The sequence below is a fragment of the Solwaraspora sp. WMMA2080 genome (assembly GCF_027497395.1).
Taxonomy (GTDB): domain Bacteria; phylum Actinomycetota; class Actinomycetes; order Mycobacteriales; family Micromonosporaceae; genus Micromonospora_E.
Map to the genome: position 1 here is coordinate 1,738,743 of NZ_CP114910.1, position 17,951 is coordinate 1,756,693.

Consider the following 17,951-nt stretch of genomic DNA (forward strand, 5'->3'; position numbering starts at 1 on the left):
TCCGGCGGACAGCAGGTTGAGAGGGGCAAAGCGTGACGGAACTGCCGGTGTACACCGAACTCGGGTTCTCCGACGAGGAATGGGGGCTGCTGGTCGGGCTGCCGCAGGCGGTGCTGAACGCGGCCAGCGCGGCCGAGTCCGACGGTGGACGGCGGACCCGGGCGGAGAACGCCGCCGGGCTGGAGACGATCGGCGCCGGCCGGGAGTCGGCCAGCCCGCTGGTCACCGCGGTCGCCGGGGAACTGGTCAGCCGGGTCGGCGATCCGGAGACCGGCGAGGAGTTGCCGGTGATCGAACCGGCCGACCCGCAGGCGCTGATCGCCGACGTACTGGCCCGGGCGGGTACGGCGGCCCGACTGCTCGCCGACCGGGTGGACGACGGTGAGGCCGGGGCGTACAAGCACTGGCTGGTCGGCATCGCCGAACAGGTGGTAGGCGCCGCGACCACCGGCGGGGTGCTGGGTATCGGCGGCGAGGCGGTGACCGAGTCGGAGCGGCGGTTCCGCGACCGGCTCGCCCACGTGCTCAACGACTGAATGGGAGGACTCCCGGTGTGCGGGCGGTTGACCGCCGCCAGTACGGTCTGGGATCGCGGGCCGCACCGGCCCGGTGGACACCCCTCTCCCGGGAGCATCGATGGAGCTTCTGACCAGCCCCGAGTTGTGGATCGCGTTCGCGACCCTGCTGCTGCTGGAAGTCGTGCTGGGCATCGACAACGTTGTGTTCATCTCGATCCTCGCCGGTCGGCTGCCCGAGCACCAGCAGGCCAGGGCCCGCACCATCGGGCTGTCACTGGCCCTGGTCACCCGGCTGCTGCTGCTCGCCTCGTTGTCCTGGGTGATCGGGTTGACCGCACCACTGTTCGAGGTGTTCGGGCAGGAGATATCCGGTCGTGACCTGATCCTGCTGCTCGGCGGGGGCTTCCTGCTGGCGAAGGCGACCTACGAGATTCACGAGCACCTGGAGGGCGCCGACCACGCCAGTAGCGGCAAGACCGCGTCGTTCGCCGGGGTGATCGCCCAGATCCTGGTGCTCGACGTGGTGTTCTCGCTCGACTCGGTGATCACCGCGGTGGGCATGGTCGACCAACTGTTCATCATGGTCGCCGCCGTGGTGGTCGCGATGGTCATCATGCTGGTGTCGGCCGGGGCGGTCAGCGGGTTCGTCAACCAGCATCCGACGGTGAAGATGCTGGCCCTGTCGTTCCTGTTGCTGATCGGCGGCAGCCTGATCGCCGAAGGGCTCGGCCACCACATCCCCAAGGGGTACGTGTACGGGCCGATCGCGTTCTCCGTCTTCGTGGAGTTCCTCAACCTGCGGCTACGGTCGCGCAAACAGGCGGCGGCACCGGTCAGCCTGCACCCGACGTTCGTCAAGGAGCAGCCGGCGGCGTCCGGCGGTACGGACAGCGCCGACCGGGCCGACTCAGCGTAACGGAAGCAGTCGACGGACCGCCTGTTCGGCGGCCGTCCGACTGGGCTCGACGGCGGCGAGCCGGGCCACCCGGCCCTGGTTGAACGACTCGACCACCCGGGGGTCGACGTAGGAGGCGCGGGCCACGGTGGGGGTGTTGCCGAGCAGCTCCGCGACCTCCCGCATCACCGCGGCCACCGTCCGCCGCCGGGCCGCCGCCGAGCGCGGCACGCCGACGGCCGCCAGCCGGGTCGCGGCGAGCACGGTGGCATGCCAGGTACGGAAGTCCTTGGCCGTCATCTCGGTGCCGCTGGCCTGACGCAGGTACTCGTTGATCTCGTCGCTGTGCACGTCCCGCCAGCGCCGCCCGTCCCAGTAGCAGAACAGCCGTTGCCCGTCGTGCCGGCGACGACGCAACGCCCGCAGCACGGCACACACCTGCGCGTCGTCGATCCGCCGGACCTGGGCGACGCCACCCTTGGCCGGGAACTCGAGGACCACACAACCCCGCTCGATCCGGGCGTGTGCGGGCCGCAGCGTCGCCACCCCGAAGGTGGGTTCGTCGCCGGCGGCGTACTGGTCGTTGCCGATCCGGAACATCCCAAGATCCAGTAGGCGCACCAGGGCGGCCAGCACCCGTTGCCGGCCCAGACCCCGGCCACGCAGATCGGCGTCGACCCGGTTCCGCAGCCGGGGCAGCCGGTCCGCGACCCGCCGGACGTGCTGGAACTTGGCAACGTCCCGACGGACCCGCCACTGGGGGTGGTAGAGGTACTGCCGCCGGCCGGCCGCGTCCACACCGACGGCCTGGATGTGACCGGACGGGTGCGGACAGATCCACACGTCCCGCCAGGCAGGTGGGATCACCAGTTCACGCAGCCGCTTCAGCTCCGCCGGGTCGGTGACCGGCTGGCCCCGGGTGTCGAGGAAGGCGGTCCCCCGGCCCCGGTGACGGCGTCGGTATCCCGGTCGGTGCAGTTCACTGCGCCGCAAGCGCATCGCGTTCCACCTCGCCGATCGCGGCGAGCACCTCGTCGACGCAGATGGCGGCCATCGACGGGTGCCAGTCGGCGGCCGGTCCATCGGCGGCCGGCGGGTCGCCGGCTGCGGAGTCGGCGGCTGTGGGGAGGGCCGCCGGCTCCTCGGCCCCGGCGGACAGCAGCGGGTAGTGGACCACCCGGTGCCGCGGCCGGTGCACCCGCGGGCCCCAGCGGGCCGGCGAGGTGGGACCGAACAGCAGCACCGACGGTACACCGAAGGCCGTTGCCAGGTGCCCCGCGCCAGTGTCGGCCGCGACCAGCAGGCGGGCGTGCGCCAGCAGCGCGGCGAACTGGTAGAGGTCCATCCGCCCGGCGCGGACCGCGGTGCCGGGCAGCCCGGCATCGGTGGCGACCGCCTCGGCGAGCGGGCGCTCGGGTGCCGACCCGGTCACCACCACCCGGTGCCCGGCGGCGGTCAGCCGACCGGCCAGCTCGGCGAACCGGTCGACCGGCCACCGGCGGCGCGGCGCCGCCGCACCGGGGTGCAGCACGGTCACCCCGACCGGCACCCGGTCCGGTACCGGACGGGGCAACAGCAGGTCGGTGGTGTCGCAGTCGACGCCGTACCAGGTGAGCAACCGGCACCACCGCACCACCTCGTGCTCGTCGTCGCGCCACGGCGGGCCGTCGTGGTGCGCCGCCGCCGGACACCGGTACGCCCACAACCGGCCCGGCCGCGTCGCGGCGAGCAACCGGTGCGACTGCGGGCCACAACCGTGCAGGTTGACCGCCCAGTCCGGGCTGCATCCGAGCGCCAGCTCCGCGTCCAGCCCGGACAGCGGCACCAGTCGGTCCACCGCGCCGGTCAGGCCGGCCAGCGGGGCCAGCCAGGTCGGCGCGGCCAGGGCGATCGTCTCGGCCGGGTAGACGGCCCGCAGCCCGCGCAGCGCCGGTACGGCGGTGGCAAGGTCGCCGATGCCGAGGGCCCGCAGCACCAGGATCACGGGTAGGACGTCTCCCGGTCCGCGCAGATCACCATCTCGCGCACCGCGCACCCGGCCGGCTGCTGCAACGCGAACAGCACCGCCGCCGCCACGTTGTCGGGGTCGTTGAGCGCGGCGTCGGCCGCCGGCCGGTACTGGGCATCGCGCTCGTCGAAGAACGCGGTCCGCATCCCGCCGGGCACCAGCAGGGTGACGCCGACGGTGCCGGCGAGTTCGGCCGCCAACGCCCGGGTGAACCCGACCACCCCGAACTTGGCCGCGCAGTACGCGGTGGCGTCACCTACCGCCTTCATTCCCAGAGTGGAGGCGATCGTCACCACCGAACCGCCGACCGAGGTCAGCCAGGGCAGCGCCGCCCGGATCACCGCCGCGGTGGCCAGCAGGTCGACCGTGACGACCCGTTCCCACACCTCGGCGGGGGTGTCGGCGAGCCGGCCCGGCACGTCCATCCCAGCTGCGGTGACGACCGCGCTCAGCCCGCCGGTCTGCTCGGCGAGCCGGTGGGTGGCGGCCTCGGCGGCCCGGGTGTCGGCCAGGTCGCAGTCGAGCCAGGGAACGCCGTCCACTGGCGGCTGCCGGTCGATGACGCACGGCCGGTATCCGGACTTGGCCAGCAGGTCGACGACGGCTGCCCCGAGACCGCTCGCGCCGCCGGTGACCAGCACCGCCGGGCCGCCGGGATGGTTCGTCACGGTGATTCCTCCACAGTGGTGGTCGACGGGACGGGCCGCGCGGCCCGGGCGGCGGCGATCATGCCGGTGGTGGAGCGGCCGTCGAGGTACGGCACGATCGCCGTCTGCCCGCCCCACCGGCGTACCATTTCGGCCTCGGGCAGGTCCGGCTCGGCGGTGCCGCCACCGGCGTAGTCGCCACCTTTGACCCAGATGTCCGGCCGCAGCCAGCTGAGCACCGCGTGCGGGGTGTCCTCGTCGAAGACGACCACCGCGTCCACGCAGCCCAGTGCCGCGAGCAGCCGGGCCCGGTCACGCTCGCCGACCACCGGCCGCTGCGGCCCCTTCAGCCGGGCCACGCTGGCGTCGGAGTTGACGCAGACGACCAGGCAGTCACCCAGTTGCCGGGCGGCCTGCAGCGCCGACACGTGTCCGGCGTGCAGCAGGTCGAAGCAGCCGCCGGTGGCCACCACGGTGCCCCCGGCGGACCGTACCCGGGCGGCCAGCGACCCGGCGGCGCGCGGACCGACCTGCTCCGCCGCCGCCGTAGCCAGCGCCCCGGTCTCCACCGGCACCGCAGCCTGGTCGGGCCCGGCCAGTAGCCGACGCAGCCCGGCCGTACCGCCGTCGGCGACGTACCGGGACGCTTCGGCAACCGCCGCCTGGACCGCCTCGGACACCACGGCTCCGGCGGCCAGCGCCGTAGCCGCCGCGGTGGCGAACCGGTCCCCCGCGCCGCAGGTGTCCCCGTCGGTGCTGATCGGCGTCGGCACCATCAGCGGCACGCTACCGGCGTGGCACAGCAGCGCACCGTCGCCGCCCATCGTCACCGCGACCGCCCCGGCCCGCCAGCGGCGACGCAGCTCGTCAGCGCCACGCGCGGCGGTGGCCACGCGGGTGTCCCCGACAGGCTGCCCGGTCAACTGGCGGACCTCGGCCTCGTTGGGGGTGATCAGCCGGGCACCGGCGACCGCCGCCGGACCGCGCGGATGTGGATCCCACACCACCGGTGCGCCGGTCGCCGCCAGCGCCGCCCGCAGGCCCGGCATCCGCGCGACTCCCCTGCCATAGTCGCTGACCACCACCGCCGCCGCAGCCGCGAGTACCTCGGCGGTGGCCGGCGGCAGATCGCCGTGCACCCGGCCGTCCCCGCCCCGATCCAACCGCAGCAGCACCTGACCCCGGGTTCGCAGCCGGATCTTCTCGGCGGTCGCGCCGGCCAACGGCAATGGATGCAGGTCCACGCCGGCTGCGGCGAGCAGCGCCGCGAGCCGGCATCCGGCCGGGTCGGCGGCGAGCGCGCTGACCAGTACCACCGGGTGCCCCTGCCCGGCGGCGAGCACCGCGGCCAGCCCGGCACCACCGGGCCGGTCGGTGACATACCGCTCGTCGAGCACGGGCGCGGCGGCGTCCGGGCAGACCCGGGTGACCGCGCCGTCGACGTCCCGGTCGAGCAGAGTGTCGCCGACCACCACGATCGGGCCGGCGGTCACCTGACACCGCCGCGCACGTCCAGCACCGGCAGACCGGCCGGCACGGCTGGCGCCGTGGGCGCGCCGGCGACGGCATCGACCGCACGGGCGGGGACGTCGACCGCACCGGTGAGACCGAGTACGCCGGGCAGTGTCTGGTCGACGTAGCCGCACAGCAGGTGCGCGGTGACCAGGTGCAGCTCCTGCACCACCTGCGGATCGGCCGCCGGCACCGCCAATACCTCGGCGCACGCCTCGGCCAGCGGGTTCGGCGCCGGGCCGGTGCAGGCCCAGCAGCGCAGCCCGACGTCACGGCCGGCCCGGGCGGCGGCGAGCAGGTTGCCGCTACGTCCACTCGTGGACAGCAGCAGCAGGATGTCGCCGGGGCGGCCGTGGGCCCGTACCTGCCGGGCGAAGACCTCGTCGAAGCCGAAGTCGTTGCTGATCGCGGTGAGCGAGGAGGTTTCGGCGGTCAATGCGATCGCGGACAGCGGCGTCCGGTCGTCGCGCAGCTTGCCGACCAGCTCGGCGGCGAGGTGCTGGGCCTCGGCGGCGCTGCCGCCATTGCCGGCGACCAGCAGCCGGCCGCCGTGACCGAGCGTCCAGGCCAGCTCGGCGCCCCAGCGCCCCAGCCGCGCGGCCACCTGGCGGTACGGCAGCAACGCCTCGGCCAGCCCGGCGAGGTGGGTGTCGATGAGCGAGTTCACGTCGGACATCTCAGGCCACCACCCGGCTCGGCTGCCGCACCCCGCTGACGGTGCCGTAGATCGATGTGAGCTGCGTGGCAGCGCGCTGCCACGAGTAGCACTGCCGCGCCCGGTCCAGCGCGGCGGTGGCGTAGGCGAACCTCCGGACCCGGTCGTTGAGCAACCCGCGCAGCGCCATGCCGAGCGCCCGTGGGTCCCGGGGCGGCACCAGATCGCCGGTGAGTCCATCGACGACGGTGTCGGTCAGCCCACCCACGGCGGTGCCGACCACCGGCACGCCGCAGGCCATCGCCTCCAGCGGGGTGAGCCCGAACGGCTCGTACCACGGGGCGGCGACCAGCACGTCGGCCGACCGGTACCAGGACGGCATCTGTTCCCGGGGTACCCCGCCGACCAGCCGGATCCGGTCACCGACACCGCACGACTCGGCCAACTGGCGCAACTGCCGGGCCTGCGGGTCGGTGTCCAGTTCGGCGGCCGGCGGACCACCCACCACGACGCACTCCGCGTGCGGTACGAGTTGCATGGCCCGTACGACGTCCTGGAAACCCTTGCGGGCGACCAGCCGGCCGACGGTCAGCACCCGAGGTCGGCCCTCGTCGCGCGGCACGGACAGTCCGTCGGGGGCGAAGGTCTGCTCGTTGACGCCGGACGGCACCACCGACAGCCGGCCCCGGGGCACCCCCATCCGGATCAGCTCGGCGACCTCGTCCTGGGACTGCGCGACCACCCGGTCGACGCTGCGGCCCAACGCCCGCTCGTAGCCGATGCGCCGGGGTGGACTGGTGTCCATCGCGCCCTGGTGGCGACGCTTGACGGTGCCCAGCGCGTGGTAGGTCTGCACCACCGGAACCCCGGTCAGCCGGCCGGCGTGCACCGCGGCCAGCCCGCTCATCCAGAAGTGCGCGTGTGCGACCGCCGGAGTCCAGTCGTGGCTCCACTGCCCGGCCAGCCACTGGCTGAACTGCGCCATGTGTGGCAGCAGGTCGTCCTTGGCGATGTGCTCGGCCGGTCCGGCCGGCACGTGCACCACCGCAACCCCGTTGTCCAGCTGCACCAGTTCCGGCAGGTCCGCAGCGTCCCGTCGGGTGAACACTCGGACCTCGTGACCGTCGGCGGCGAGCGCGGTGGACAGCTCCGCGACGTGCGTGTTCTGGCCGCCGGCGTCCACCCCGCCGAGCGCGGCGAGCGGGCTGGCATGCTCCGAGATCATCGCGATGCGCATAGCGCCTCCTCCAGCAGCTCGTCCCAGTCCGCGAGGAACCGGTCCAGTCCGTATCGGTCCTGCGCCGCGCGCCGCGCGCCGTCGCCGAGCCGGCGGGCCGAATCCGGCTCGTCGATCAGCCACTGGGCGGCATCGACCAGGGTCTGCACCCGGGTGGCGAGCACCCCGGCCGACGGTGGTACCGCGGCGACCACCTCGGTGGTGCCGAGGACGACCACCGGCATGCCCATCGCCATCGCCTCGATCAGGCTCAGGCCGAGTGAGGTCCACCGGCACAGATGCAGGTACGCGCGGCGGCGGGCCACCGCGGCGTGCATCGCCGACTGCGGCACGTCGTCGTGGACGGCCAACCGACCGGCCGCTGTCCCGCCGAGGGCCCCGGGCAGCCCTGCGACTCCCATCCCGTACACGTCCAGCGGGGCGACCCGGGCGAACCGGGGCATCAGGTCGGTGCCGGTGACCCGACGGCGGCGTACCGGCTCGTTGGTGACCACGGCGAGCCGGTCGAGTTCGCCGCTGTAGCGGGCGGCCGGGGCGACGATGCCGTGCTCGATCACCCGGGTCCGGGTGCCGCCGGTGTCCCAGAACAGGTCGTTGAAGTGGGTGACGTGGACCACGGTGAGGTCGTCACGGTCGGCCATCGGATGCCGGCTGGTCGGCACGTCACCCTTTGGCGTGTTGTGCTCGACGTAGACCGCCGGCACGTCCCGACCGACGGTCCGGCCGAGCCAGCTGGTGGCCAGGTCGAGCTCCTCGGGGCGTTGCAGGATCACCAGGTCGACCTCGGCGGTGGCGAGCTGCCCGGGGCGGATCTCGGTGACGCCGTCCGGCCACGGGTAGGTGCGCGCCCGGCCCAGCCCGTACGGCCCCCGGTCCGGAGTGACCGGCACCAGGTAGTGGTGCTTGCCGTGGACGAACGCGGTGGTCCACGATCCGTGGACGTGCCAGAGCAAGATGTTCATCCGGCCGTCCCGCAGATCAGTTCGACGGCCTCGACCACGCTGTCCGGGGAGACCGTCGACAGACACGGATGGCCCGGCACCGGGCAGCGGGCGGCCCGGGTATTGCGGCAGCCGGCGACCGGGTCGCCGAGCCGGACCCAGGGCACCCGGTATGGTCCCCACTGGCCGAACGGCACCGTCGGCGCGAACAGGCTGACCACCGGGGTGCCGACCGCCGCCGCGAGGTGTGCCGGCCCGGTGTTGCCCACGACCAGCGCGCCGGCCCCCGCGATGATCGCGGCGAGCCGGGCCAGCGAGGTCTGCCCGCCGAGATCGGCACCGGACCGGCCGGCGACCCGACGGCTCAGCGCCTGCTCACCGGGGCCGCCGGTGACCACCACCCGGTGCCCGGCGGCGTGCAGCGCGTCGACGAACGCGGCACACCGCTCCGGCGGGCAGGCGCGGGATTCGACGGAGGATCCGGGGTGCACGACGACGTAGCCCGGTGGCCCGGCCCGGTCCGGCTCCGGCATCCGGTGACGCACACCCGAGCCGGGCTCCTGTGGTGCGGGCCCGGCGGCTGGCCGCAGACAGCCCGGGCGTAGCCGCAGCACCGGCTCGTCGTCGCCGGGCAGCGCGAATCCAGCGGCGGCGGCCAGCGACAACGCGCGTTCCGGCTCCGGTACGCCGGGCGGCACCCGGTGACGCACGTCGAGCAGAGAGCCGGAGTAGTCGTCACTGATCGCCGCGATCCGATCCACCCCGGCCTGCCGCAGGAGCAGCGCCAGCGGCAGCGGCGACTGGTGGAAGGAGGTGAAGATGATCGCCTCGTCGGCGCCGACCTCGGCCAGCCGCTCCGTCAGCCGGGTCAGGTCGGCGGGGTCCACCGGACCGGGATCCGGGTCGATCCACGGCAGCGGCCACTCGATCAGGTCGCCCACACCGGGCAGCAGTTCGGCGGCGGCCCGGCCCTGCGGTCCACAGAGCATGACCACCTCGTCCGCCCCGGCCGCCACGGCGCGGATCGCCGGCCCGGTGACCAGCACGTCGCCGACCGAGTCGGAGCGCACGACCAGGACCCGGCCACCGCGCGGGCCGGGCTCGTCGGGGGCGGTCGCCCGGTGCCGACGCAGGATGAGATCAGCGGCGCCGGCCAGGTCACCGGCGACGGCGGGAGCGGCAGCCGTCTCCTGCGGATGGGTCGTCTCGGTGGGTACCAGGATGCCGGTCGCGCCAGCGGCACCGGCGGCGACGATATCCCGGCCGATGTCGCCGACCACGACGCACCGCCCGGCGCTGGTGCCCAGCTCCCGGGCCGCGGCCAGGACCATGCCCGGTGCCGGTTTGCGGCACCGGCAGCCGTCGCCGTCGTCGTGCGGGCAGACCTGCCAGGTGTCGAACGGGCCGAGGAGTTCCTCGATCCGGTCGTGCACCCGACGCATGTCGTGGGTGGTGAAGTGGCCGCGCGCCAGGCCGGACTGGTTGGTGACGACTCCGAGCCGCAGACCGGCGGCGCGAAGCCGGTCAAGCGCGGCGCGGGCACCGCGCACCGGGCGGACCAGGTCCGGGTCGCCGTTGTACGGCACGTCGTGCACGAGCGTCCCGTCACGGTCGAAGAGCACCGCGTCGAAGAGCCCGCGGCCCCGACTGATCAGTTCGCTTCGCACCTGGCTCCGTTTCCCGGGTGCGGGGCGAGTAAACCAACCACGGCGTTCGTCCGGTCCGCACCATTTCGCCGCTGGCCGGGTTAGCGGGTCGCCCGCGGGGTACCCGGCTGATCGTGGCTGTCGTGCAGCGGGTGATCCCCGCCCCGCAGGACCAGGTGTTCGCCGTGCTGGCGAACGGCTGGTCGTACAGCGACTGGGTGGTCGGGACCGTGCACATCCGCGATGTCGACGGGCACTGGCCGCAGGCCGGGGCCCGGCTGCACCACACCGCCGGTCCCTGGCCGCTGTCGTTGTCCGACGCCTCCACGGTGATCTCCTGCCAGCCGGGCGACGAGCTGACGTTACGGGCCGGGCTGTGGCCGCTGGGCGAGGCGACGATCGTGTTCCGGCTCGCGCCGACCCCGGGCAACGGCACTCGGGTCACCATCGCCGAGTCGTTCACCGGAGGGCCGCTGCGCTGGGTCCGTACGAAGCTCGACGATCTGGTCCTGCACCACCGCAACCGGGAGACGCTGCGCCGGCTGTCCGACATCGCAACCCGGCAGACCGTCGGGTGACGCCGGCACGCCACGGCCGTGGGCCCGACGGACGGGCCCACGTCAGCAGGGGCCAGCCAGGGCAGACCAAAGTCAGGGCAGGTCAGTGGACGGGTGCCGGACGGCACCCGCAGGGAGGTGATCGGAATGAACCAGACCGTGATGATCACTGGCGCAAGCGCCGGCATCGGACGCGCCACCGCCCAGCGGTACGCACGCCGCGGTGCCCGGCTCGGGTTGCTCGCTCGGGGAGCGGCCGGCCTGGCCGCAGCCGCCGCACAGTGTCGGGAGCTGGGTGCCGAGGCGGTGGCCACGTACCAGGTGGACGTCGCCGACGCCGCAGCGGTCGACGAGGCCGCCGACGACCTGCACCGACGCAACGGCGGCCTGGACGTGTGGATCAACAACGCGATGGTGTCGGTCTTCGCCCCGACCTGGGAAATCAGCGCTGACGAGTTCCGGCGGGTCACCGAGGTCAACTACCTCGGCACCGTGCACGGCACGCTGGCGGCGCTGCGGCAGATGCGCCCGGCCGGAATCGGCACGATCGTGCAGGTCGGTTCGGCGCTGGCGTACCGGGGCATCCCGCTGCAGTCGGCGTACTGCGCCAGCAAGCACGCCATCCAGGGATTTAACGACTCGCTACGGGCCGAGTTGCTCCAGGCCAGCCCCGAGATTAAGCTGTCGATGGTCCAGCTGCCGGCGGTGAACACGCCGCAGTTCTCCTGGGTGCGTACCCATCTGCCCCGACACCCGCAACCGGTACCGCCGATCTTCCAACCCGAGGTGGCCGCTGCCGCGATCTGCTGGGCCGCCGACAACGGCAAGCGGGAGGTCAACGTCGGTGGCCCCACCCTACAGGCCCGGCTCGCCGACATCATCGCCCCGGGGCTGCTCGACCGGCTGCTGGCGATCCGGCAGGTCGGATTCGACTCCCAGCAGACCGACGAGGTCATCGACCGGGCCCACTGGCGGGACAATGTGGACGTACCGGCCGATGCCGAGGTCGATCATGGTGCACACGGCGCCTTCGACGACCAGGCACGTCGGCGTTCGCTGGCGCTGTGGGCCGTGACGCACAAGCAGACCGTCACCGCCGCAGTCCTGGCCGCCGCGCTCGGCACCGCGCGGGCGATGGTCGGCAGCGGGCCGGCCCGGCTGCGGGCTGCGGTCCGTCGACCGGTCGGGCGGGCGGCGTGACTGTCTGACACCGCCACCGCCCGTTGGGCCGCCGGTCGCTGCCGTCGAACCGGCGGCCGAGGCACACAAGGGGGATACAGCCCGCCCGCCCACCGATGCATCATCGATCGCAGATGACGATCATGGGGCGGCGAATGACGCGCCCCGACCAGGAGGGGGCGGTCAATGACAACCGATCCGAGCTGGGACGACTACCTGATCAGCGACACCAGCGCCGACACCGGCACGACGGATTTCGCAGGTAGCTCGACCACGCTGCCCGAGCCGGTCGCCGACGCGGTGGAGACCCATCTGGACCAGGCCGTGGCCGACCAGGAGTGGTCCGACTGGCACGCCGACGTGAGCGACTCGTGGACCGAGTCCGCCGACGGTCACCTGCAGGACGCGGCGGACAGCGTCGCCGCCGGCTTCGACCCGACCGCCTCGATCGAGGCTGCCGACCGGCAGTACTCGCTGGCGGCCGACGAGGCCGGTACGGCGAGCGACTACGCGGCCGCGACGGACTACAGCGTCGACGCCGCGGCCGCCGAGATCAGCACATACGACAGCAGCAGCAGTTACGAAAGCACCAGCTTCGACACCGGCACCAGCTTCGACACCGGATTCGGCACGGAATGACCTGGGCAGACAGCAACGGCAGGGCGCCGGCCACCGGCATCGGCACCGACGACGATCGGCAGGCCGACCAGCTCGCCGCCGGAGCGGAGCGGACCGTCGCCGCTCCACTCACCGTCGTACGGCAGCATCTGCTCGCCGCCGTACGGAACCTGGGTTTCCAGCTCACCGTCGAGCAGCTCAGCGTCATCCAGGCGGTACGCGGCTCCAAGCTCGGCGCGGTCACCCTGCAACCGGCCCGGATGCCGGTGCAGTTGCAGATCGGTCTGGAGGCCGGCCCTGCCGCCTGCCGGGTCACCGTCCAGGTGAGCGACCGCTGGCCGGCGAAGGTCGGCCGTAACTGGGGCGCGACCGCTGTCTACCAGGACGTCTTCGGGTCCGTCCTGGCCGCCGTCGACGCCGCTCTGGCCCGTCTCGACCCGGCCGCCGCCGCCGGCTTCGCCGGCTGGTGGCGCAACACCGGGAACGGAGACGTCGCCGCCATGCAGAACGCCGCCGGGTGGGCGGCCCAGGCCGGCTCGTTGATCTCCCGCCACACCACCCGGTTCCTCGACGGGTCCGACCCGGCAAAGGGTGCCCCGGTGAGCCGGACCGGGGCGGGCACGTTCACCTTCGTCGCTGCGGAAACGGTCGCCGAGGTGCCGACCCAGCTAGCCGACGGGATGCTCACCGTCGGGACCCTGATCACCAGCCGGCCCGGGCAGATGCCGGCGAACTTGGTCACCCAGATCCAAGGGCTGGTGTACCGGGTCGAGGAGTACATCGCGGCGGCAGCCGCCTCGGCCGGCACATCGACGCCGTTCCGGTTCACCGTGGACCCGGCCGACGTGCCGGTGGTGACGTTCCTGCACCAGCAGGCCCAGCTACGGGAGATGCTGCCGGTTCGGACGCTGTTGATCTGCACGACCTGCAAGCTGGAGAAGATCGTCAACCCCGAACTGGAGCGACTGCAGGAACGCAACCGCCGGACCCGCGACCTGGCGACCACGGTGAGCGCGGTGATCAGCCCGTTCGTGCTGGCCGGGCGGCTGGCCCAGACCAAGGGTCCGGCCTTCGCCTGCCCACGCTGCCAGGGTCTGTCGGCCGACGAGTCGGTGGTGACCTTCTGCCGGCAGTGCGGCGACCGACGTACCGAGACGGCGCTGCGGTCCTGCAGCAAGTGTTCGTTCGACTTCCGTTCGCTGCTGCCAAAGGCCCCGCTGTGGGTCGCGCCGACCGCTGTCGCGCCGGCCGGGCGGGACCAGTCCGCCACGCCTGCTGTCGCACCGGCGACCGATCCGGCGTCAGCACCGCCGACACCGGCAGCCGCACCACCGCCACCGACACCGGCAGCCGCACCACCACCGGCGCCCCGCGCACCGGCACCGACGCCGGTTGAGGAGTCCTGGCCGCGTCCCCCCGGCCAGTGACCCCGGCGGTTCCAGCCGGAGCTCCGACACCGGCTCAGCGGTAGACCGCCCGCTGCGCCGCCGACACCACGGCCCCGTACATCCACCCGGTCGCCGCGCGGTCGCGGACCAGCGCCGCCCGCGCGGCGTTCGACCCGGGCGCGCCATGCACCCCGCCGCCGGGGTGCGCCGACGCCGAGGCGAGAAAGAGCCGGTCGACCGGGGTGTCCGCGCGGCCAAGGCCGGGCACCGGCCGGAAGAACAGCTGCTGGTACGCAGCCGAGGTGCCGCCACCGACCGCTCCCCCGACCAGGCTCGGATTGTGCTCCTGCAGGTCCACCGGACCGGCCACATGACGGGCTTGGACCAGGGCGCCGAAGCCCGGCGCCTGCCGCTGCAGCACCGCCTCCATCCGCGCGACGTGTTCGACGATCTCCTCGGGGTGCCACCGGGTCCGGTGCGGCAGGTGCGTGTACGCCCACAGCGACTCGGTGCCCGTCGGCGATCGCTGCGGGTCGGTGGTGGTCAGCTGGCCGAGCAGCAGGAACGGGTCACGGGGCACCTCGTCGCAGGCCAATTCGGCGGCGTACCGGGTCAGGCCGTCCAGGTCGGCCCCGAGGTGCACGGTACCGGCGGTGGCGACCGCCGGATTGCGCCACGGCATCGGGCCGGCGAGCGCCCAGTCAACCTTCACCGTCGACCCGTCCCACCGGAACCGGCGCAGGTCGTCGACCATCCTGGGAGGCAGCCACCGGTCGCCGACCAGGTCGAGCAGCAGCGCCGGAGCGGGAACGTCGGCGAGCACCGCCCGCCGGGCCCGCCACCGCCGGCCGTCGACGGTACGCACGCCGACCGCCCGGCTGCGGGCGATCAGCACCCGGTCGGCGGCGGCGCCGGTGACCAGCCGGCCGCCCCGGGAACGCAGCCGGGCGACCAACGCGTCGGTGATCCGTTGCGCGCCGCCCGCCGGTACCGGCCAGCCGATCTCCTGACCGAGCATGGTCAGCAGCCAGCCGTACACGCCGGACGCGACATCGTCGGGGGCCAGGTCGGTGTGCAGCGCGCAACCGGCGAGCAGCGCCGGACCGCCGGCGCCGGCGAAGGTCTCCCGGCCTAGTTGGCGGACCGGCAGCACCAGGCGCCGGGCCAGCCGCAGCGATCCGGCGGTCCGGAGCCGGCGCAGCAGCGCGGCGCCGGCCCGCACCGGCGGGAACGGGGTGAACAGCGCATCGATCAGCGGCGCCGACACGGCCCGCCACTCGGCGTACGCCGACAGCCAGCGCTCGCCGTCGCCGTCGGCGAATGCTTCCAGCGACTCGGCGGTCCGCCGTGGGTCCAGGTTGACCACCGCCGCGCGGTCGTCCGGCAGCAGGTGGGCGAAGACGTCCGGAGCGTGCCGCCAGCGCAGCCCGAACTCGGCCAGCCGCAGCTCCCGCAGCACCGGCGAGGCGAATCCGAGCGGATAGAACGAGCTGTACAGATCACTGAGATAGCCGGGGGCGGTCACCTCGGCGGACCGGACCGCACCACCCGGCGCCCCGGTCGCCTCCAGGACCAGCACGTCCCAGCCGGCGTCGGCGAGCAGGTTGGCGGCGACCAGGCCGTTGTGTCCGGCGCCGATGACGACCGCGTCCGCCGTCTCCACATCCGTTTCTGCCATCTCCGCGCGGCTACCCCGGCCGGGCGCGGCCAAACGTTTACCGGCGCGACCTCCGGGAACGACCGCCGGATGTACGACGTGGAGCAGTTCATCGACGGTGGGTGGGGGCGGTTCGGCGACGGTGCCGAGATCGTCGTCGAGGACCCGTCCGAGGGCACCCCGGTCAGCCGCAGTCCGCTCGCCACCGAGGCGAACGTCGACACGGCGGTGAAGTCGGCCCGCGAGGCGGCGCCGGGGTGGGCTGCGACACCGGCGGCGGATCGGGCCGCCGCGCTGCGACGAATCGCGGACGCTCTGGCCGGTGCCACCGACCAGGTGGCCGAGGCGCAGAGTGCGGAGATGGGCAAGCCGTTGGCTGGGGCTCGGGCCGGGATCGCTGCCGGTGTCGCGACCCTGCGGCAGTACGCCGAACTGGGGCCGGTGCACCGGGGTCGGGCGCTGGCCGGCGACCCGGCCGCCCTGGATCTGATGGCGTACGTGCCGCGTGGGGTGGTGGCGGTGCTGACGCCGTGGAACGACCCGGTAGCGGTGGCCTGCGGGCTGCTCGGCGCGGCGCTGGTGACCGGCAACACGGTGGTGCACAAGCCGAGTGAACGCTGCCCGGCGACCGGCGCGCTGCTCGCCCGGATGGTCGCCGACGAGGTTCCCGACGGGGTCTTCGCCCTGCTGACCGGCGACGGGGGCGTCGGTGCCCGGATCGCCGCCTCCGACGGGGTGGACCTGGTCGCCCACGTCGGGGCGACCGACACCGGGCGGGCGGTCGCCGAGGCGTGCGCCCGGACCGGGGCCAAGGTGCTGCGGGAGAACGGCGGCAGCGACGCGCTGGTCGTCGACGAGGGCGTCGATCCGCGATGGGCCGCGCAGCAGGCGGCGGCCGGCGCGTTGGCCAACTCGGGCCAGGTATGTGTCAGCGTGGAGCGGATCTATGTACACAGCACGGTGGCGGAGCCGTTCGTCGAGGCGCTCACCGGCCTCTGCTCGGGGATGCGGTTGGGGCCTGCCCGTGACCCGTACACCGAGCTGGGTCCGCTGGTGGACCGCCGGCACCGCGACCAGGTGCATGCGCAGGTCTCGGCGGCGCTGGCGGCCGGGGCGACGGCGCGGTGCGGGGGCCGGATCCCGGACGGGCCCGGTGCCTTCTACCCGCCGACGGTGCTGACCGGATGCACAGATGACATGGCGGTGATGCGGCAGGAGACGTTCGGCCCGGTCGCCCCGGTGATGACGGTGGGGTCGTTCGACGAGGCGCTGTCCCGGGCGGCGGCTTCCCCGTACGGCCTGTCGGCGACCGTGCTGACCCGGTCCATGAGCCACGCGCAGCGGGCCTGGCGCGAACTGCCGGTGGGCACCGTGAAGATCAACTCGGTGTTCGGTGGAGCGCCGGGCGGTGCCGCGCACCCCCGGCGCGGCAGCGGCGAGGGCCTCGGATTCGGACCGGAACTGCTCGACGAGATGACCGTCGTCAAGGTGCTGCATCTGCAGGCCCCGGGTGGACCGGACGGCCGCTGGTGAGCAGTCCGGCACGGCCGGCGCGGTTACGCGAGATCCGGTTGACGACGTGGCGCGCCGTGCTGGTCGGCAGCGGACGCCGGTTCGTCCGGGACAACTGCGTGGACTGGGCCGCCGCGTTGACCTACTACGGGGTGCTCGCGTTGTTCCCCTCGTTGATCGTGGTCGTCGCCCTGGTCGGTCTGGTCTCCGACGGTGAACGCACGGTGGACACCGTGGTCGGCCTGGCCGAGGAGCTCGGAGCCGGGGCGGTGGTGGGCGACGAGGGTTTCGTCGACATCATCGACGGGGTGGTCGCCCAGCGCAGTTCCGCCGGTGTGCTGCTCAGCTTCGGCCTGGTTGCCGCACTGTGGTCCGCGTCGGGGTACGTTCGGGCGTTCACCCGCGCAGCGAACGCCATCTACGGGGTGGCCGAAGGTCGCCCCTTCTACCGGTTGCAGCCGCAGCAACTCGGGTTGACCACCGCCGGGCTGATGCTGCTCGCGCTGGTCGCCGTGATGCTGATCGTCAGCGGCCCGGTCACCGATGCGCTCGGTGACCGGCTCGGTTTGGGCCAGGCCCCGCGTACCGCCTGGAGTCTGCTCAAATGGCCGGTGCTGATCGCCATCGTCACGACGCTTTTGTCTCTTCTGTACTGGTTCGCTCCCAACGTCCGCCAGCCGAGGCTTCGCTGGCTGGCCGTCGGCGGCGTGGTGACCCTGCTGCTGGCGGCGCTGGCTTCCGCCGGGTTCGGCACCTACGTCGCGTACTTCGGTTCATACGACGTGACCTACGGCAGCCTCGGCGCGGTGATCGCATTCCTGGTCTGGCTCTACCTGACCAACCTGGCGGTGATGCTGGGCGTCGAGATCAACGCGGAGGTGCAGCGCGGCCGGGCCGCCCAGGCCGGTGAGTCGGAACCGGCCGACCCGGTGCTGCCGCCACGCACGCCGGTTTAGCCACGCCGCTCACGGGTAGTCAAAC

Annotated in this window: 17 protein-coding genes; 8 read left to right on the forward strand and 9 right to left on the reverse strand. The window is 73.5% G+C overall.

Annotated features, from left to right (window positions below):
• Positions 1 to 32: 32 nt before the first annotated feature.
• Together O7543_RS07845 and O7543_RS07850 are read left to right on the forward strand one after the other, a co-directional pair.
• Positions 33 to 536 (forward strand): hypothetical protein, encoded by a 504-nt coding sequence (locus O7543_RS07845; RefSeq protein ID WP_281554454.1) that lies wholly within the window; start codon positions 33 to 35, stop codon positions 534 to 536.
• A 100-nt stretch (positions 537 to 636) separates the two neighbouring features.
• Complete coding sequence (locus O7543_RS07850) at positions 637 to 1,434, forward strand: TerC family protein (RefSeq protein ID WP_281554453.1); 798 nt, start codon at positions 637 to 639, stop codon at positions 1,432 to 1,434.
• Here O7543_RS07850 and O7543_RS07855 read toward each other — a convergent pair.
• Genes O7543_RS07855 through O7543_RS07890 form a run of 8 tightly spaced genes read right to left on the reverse strand, consistent with a single transcriptional unit; the run spans position 1,426 to position 10,080 of the window.
• A complete protein-coding gene (locus O7543_RS07855; RefSeq protein ID WP_281554452.1) occupies positions 1,426 to 2,412 on the reverse strand; it encodes a DNA topoisomerase IB in 987 nt (328 codons plus the stop codon). The two genes, O7543_RS07850 and O7543_RS07855, sit on opposite strands and share 9 nt — an antisense overlap.
• Complete coding sequence (locus O7543_RS07860) at positions 2,393 to 3,397, reverse strand: glycosyltransferase family 9 protein (protein WP_281554451.1); 1,005 nt, start codon at positions 3,395 to 3,397, stop codon at positions 2,393 to 2,395. The genes O7543_RS07855 and O7543_RS07860 overlap by 20 nt, the downstream gene beginning before the upstream one ends.
• Positions 3,394 to 4,089 (reverse strand): SDR family oxidoreductase, encoded by a 696-nt coding sequence (locus O7543_RS07865; protein WP_281554450.1) that lies wholly within the window; start codon positions 4,087 to 4,089, stop codon positions 3,394 to 3,396. Before O7543_RS07865 ends, O7543_RS07860 begins: the two co-directional genes overlap by 4 nt.
• Entirely contained in the window at positions 4,086 to 5,543 is a 1,458-nt protein-coding gene (locus tag O7543_RS07870) for a PfkB family carbohydrate kinase (protein ID WP_281555543.1), read from the reverse strand. The genes O7543_RS07865 and O7543_RS07870 overlap by 4 nt, the downstream gene beginning before the upstream one ends.
• 14 nt (positions 5,544 to 5,557) lie before the next feature.
• Complete coding sequence (locus O7543_RS07875; RefSeq protein WP_281554449.1) at positions 5,558 to 6,256, reverse strand: SIS domain-containing protein; 699 nt, start codon at positions 6,254 to 6,256, stop codon at positions 5,558 to 5,560.
• A 1-nt stretch (position 6,257) separates the two neighbouring features.
• Complete coding sequence (locus O7543_RS07880; RefSeq protein ID WP_281554448.1) at positions 6,258 to 7,472, reverse strand: glycosyltransferase; 1,215 nt, start codon at positions 7,470 to 7,472, stop codon at positions 6,258 to 6,260.
• The gene (locus O7543_RS07885) at positions 7,457 to 8,434 is read right to left on the reverse strand and encodes a glycosyltransferase (RefSeq protein ID WP_281554447.1); all 978 of its coding nucleotides are present in this window, start codon (positions 8,432 to 8,434) and stop codon (positions 7,457 to 7,459) included. Before O7543_RS07885 ends, O7543_RS07880 begins: the two co-directional genes overlap by 16 nt.
• Positions 8,431 to 10,080 carry an HAD-IIIA family hydrolase gene (locus O7543_RS07890; protein WP_281554446.1) on the reverse strand — a complete coding sequence of 550 codons (1,650 nt, stop codon included), beginning with the start codon at positions 10,078 to 10,080 and terminating at the stop codon, positions 8,431 to 8,433. The genes O7543_RS07885 and O7543_RS07890 overlap by 4 nt, the downstream gene beginning before the upstream one ends.
• Before the next feature lie 113 nt (positions 10,081 to 10,193).
• Here O7543_RS07890 and O7543_RS07895 point away from each other — a divergent pair, with 113 nt between their 5' ends.
• From O7543_RS07895 to O7543_RS07910, 4 genes are all read left to right on the forward strand, one after another.
• On the forward strand, positions 10,194 to 10,637 hold the full coding sequence (locus tag O7543_RS07895) for an SRPBCC family protein (RefSeq protein ID WP_281554445.1): 444 nt from the start codon (positions 10,194 to 10,196) through the stop codon (positions 10,635 to 10,637).
• A 126-nt stretch (positions 10,638 to 10,763) separates the two neighbouring features.
• Entirely contained in the window at positions 10,764 to 11,816 is a 1,053-nt protein-coding gene (locus tag O7543_RS07900) for an SDR family oxidoreductase (protein WP_281554444.1), read from the forward strand.
• A 165-nt stretch (positions 11,817 to 11,981) separates the two neighbouring features.
• Positions 11,982 to 12,434 carry a hypothetical protein gene (locus O7543_RS07905; RefSeq protein WP_281554443.1) on the forward strand — a complete coding sequence of 151 codons (453 nt, stop codon included), beginning with the start codon at positions 11,982 to 11,984 and terminating at the stop codon, positions 12,432 to 12,434.
• Complete coding sequence (locus tag O7543_RS07910) at positions 12,431 to 13,840, forward strand: hypothetical protein (RefSeq protein WP_281554442.1); 1,410 nt, start codon at positions 12,431 to 12,433, stop codon at positions 13,838 to 13,840. The genes O7543_RS07905 and O7543_RS07910 overlap by 4 nt, the downstream gene beginning before the upstream one ends.
• 34 nt (positions 13,841 to 13,874) lie before the next feature.
• On the opposite strand, the gene O7543_RS07915 is transcribed toward O7543_RS07910, so the two are convergent.
• A complete protein-coding gene (locus O7543_RS07915; RefSeq protein ID WP_281554441.1) occupies positions 13,875 to 15,479 on the reverse strand; it encodes an NAD(P)/FAD-dependent oxidoreductase in 1,605 nt (534 codons plus the stop codon).
• Positions 15,480 to 15,548: 69 nt separating this feature from the next.
• Here O7543_RS07915 and O7543_RS07920 point away from each other — a divergent pair, with 69 nt between their 5' ends.
• Both O7543_RS07920 and O7543_RS07925 read left to right on the forward strand, forming a co-directional pair.
• Positions 15,549 to 16,991, forward strand: coding sequence for an aldehyde dehydrogenase family protein (locus tag O7543_RS07920; RefSeq protein WP_281554440.1), 1,443 nt, complete (start codon positions 15,549 to 15,551; stop codon positions 16,989 to 16,991).
• Entirely contained in the window at positions 16,988 to 17,926 is a 939-nt protein-coding gene (locus tag O7543_RS07925) for a YihY/virulence factor BrkB family protein (protein WP_281554439.1), read from the forward strand. Before O7543_RS07920 ends, O7543_RS07925 begins: the two co-directional genes overlap by 4 nt.
• The last annotated feature ends 25 nt before the right edge of the window (positions 17,927 to 17,951 follow it).

What these genes read in the sequence shown, in the direction of transcription:
- O7543_RS07850 (WP_281554453.1), top strand. Translation starts at nt 637, where the DNA reads ATGGAGCTTCTGACCAGCCCCGAGTTGTGGATCGCGTTCGCGACCCTG.
- O7543_RS07855 (WP_281554452.1), bottom strand. Translation starts at nt 2,412, where the DNA reads ATGCGCTTGCGGCGCAGTGAACTGCACCGACCGGGATACCGACGCCGT.
- O7543_RS07875 (WP_281554449.1), bottom strand. Translation starts at nt 6,256, where the DNA reads ATGTCCGACGTGAACTCGCTCATCGACACCCACCTCGCCGGGCTGGCC.
- O7543_RS07880 (WP_281554448.1), bottom strand. Translation starts at nt 7,472, where the DNA reads ATGCGCATCGCGATGATCTCGGAGCATGCCAGCCCGCTCGCCGCGCTC.
- O7543_RS07885 (WP_281554447.1), bottom strand. Translation starts at nt 8,434, where the DNA reads ATGAACATCTTGCTCTGGCACGTCCACGGATCGTGGACCACCGCGTTC.
- O7543_RS07900 (WP_281554444.1), top strand. Translation starts at nt 10,764, where the DNA reads ATGAACCAGACCGTGATGATCACTGGCGCAAGCGCCGGCATCGGACGC.
- O7543_RS07905 (WP_281554443.1), top strand. Translation starts at nt 11,982, where the DNA reads ATGACAACCGATCCGAGCTGGGACGACTACCTGATCAGCGACACCAGC.
- O7543_RS07910 (WP_281554442.1), top strand. Translation starts at nt 12,431, where the DNA reads ATGACCTGGGCAGACAGCAACGGCAGGGCGCCGGCCACCGGCATCGGC.
- O7543_RS07915 (WP_281554441.1), bottom strand. Translation starts at nt 15,479, where the DNA reads ATGGCAGAAACGGATGTGGAGACGGCGGACGCGGTCGTCATCGGCGCC.
- O7543_RS07920 (WP_281554440.1), top strand. Translation starts at nt 15,549, where the DNA reads ATGTACGACGTGGAGCAGTTCATCGACGGTGGGTGGGGGCGGTTCGGC.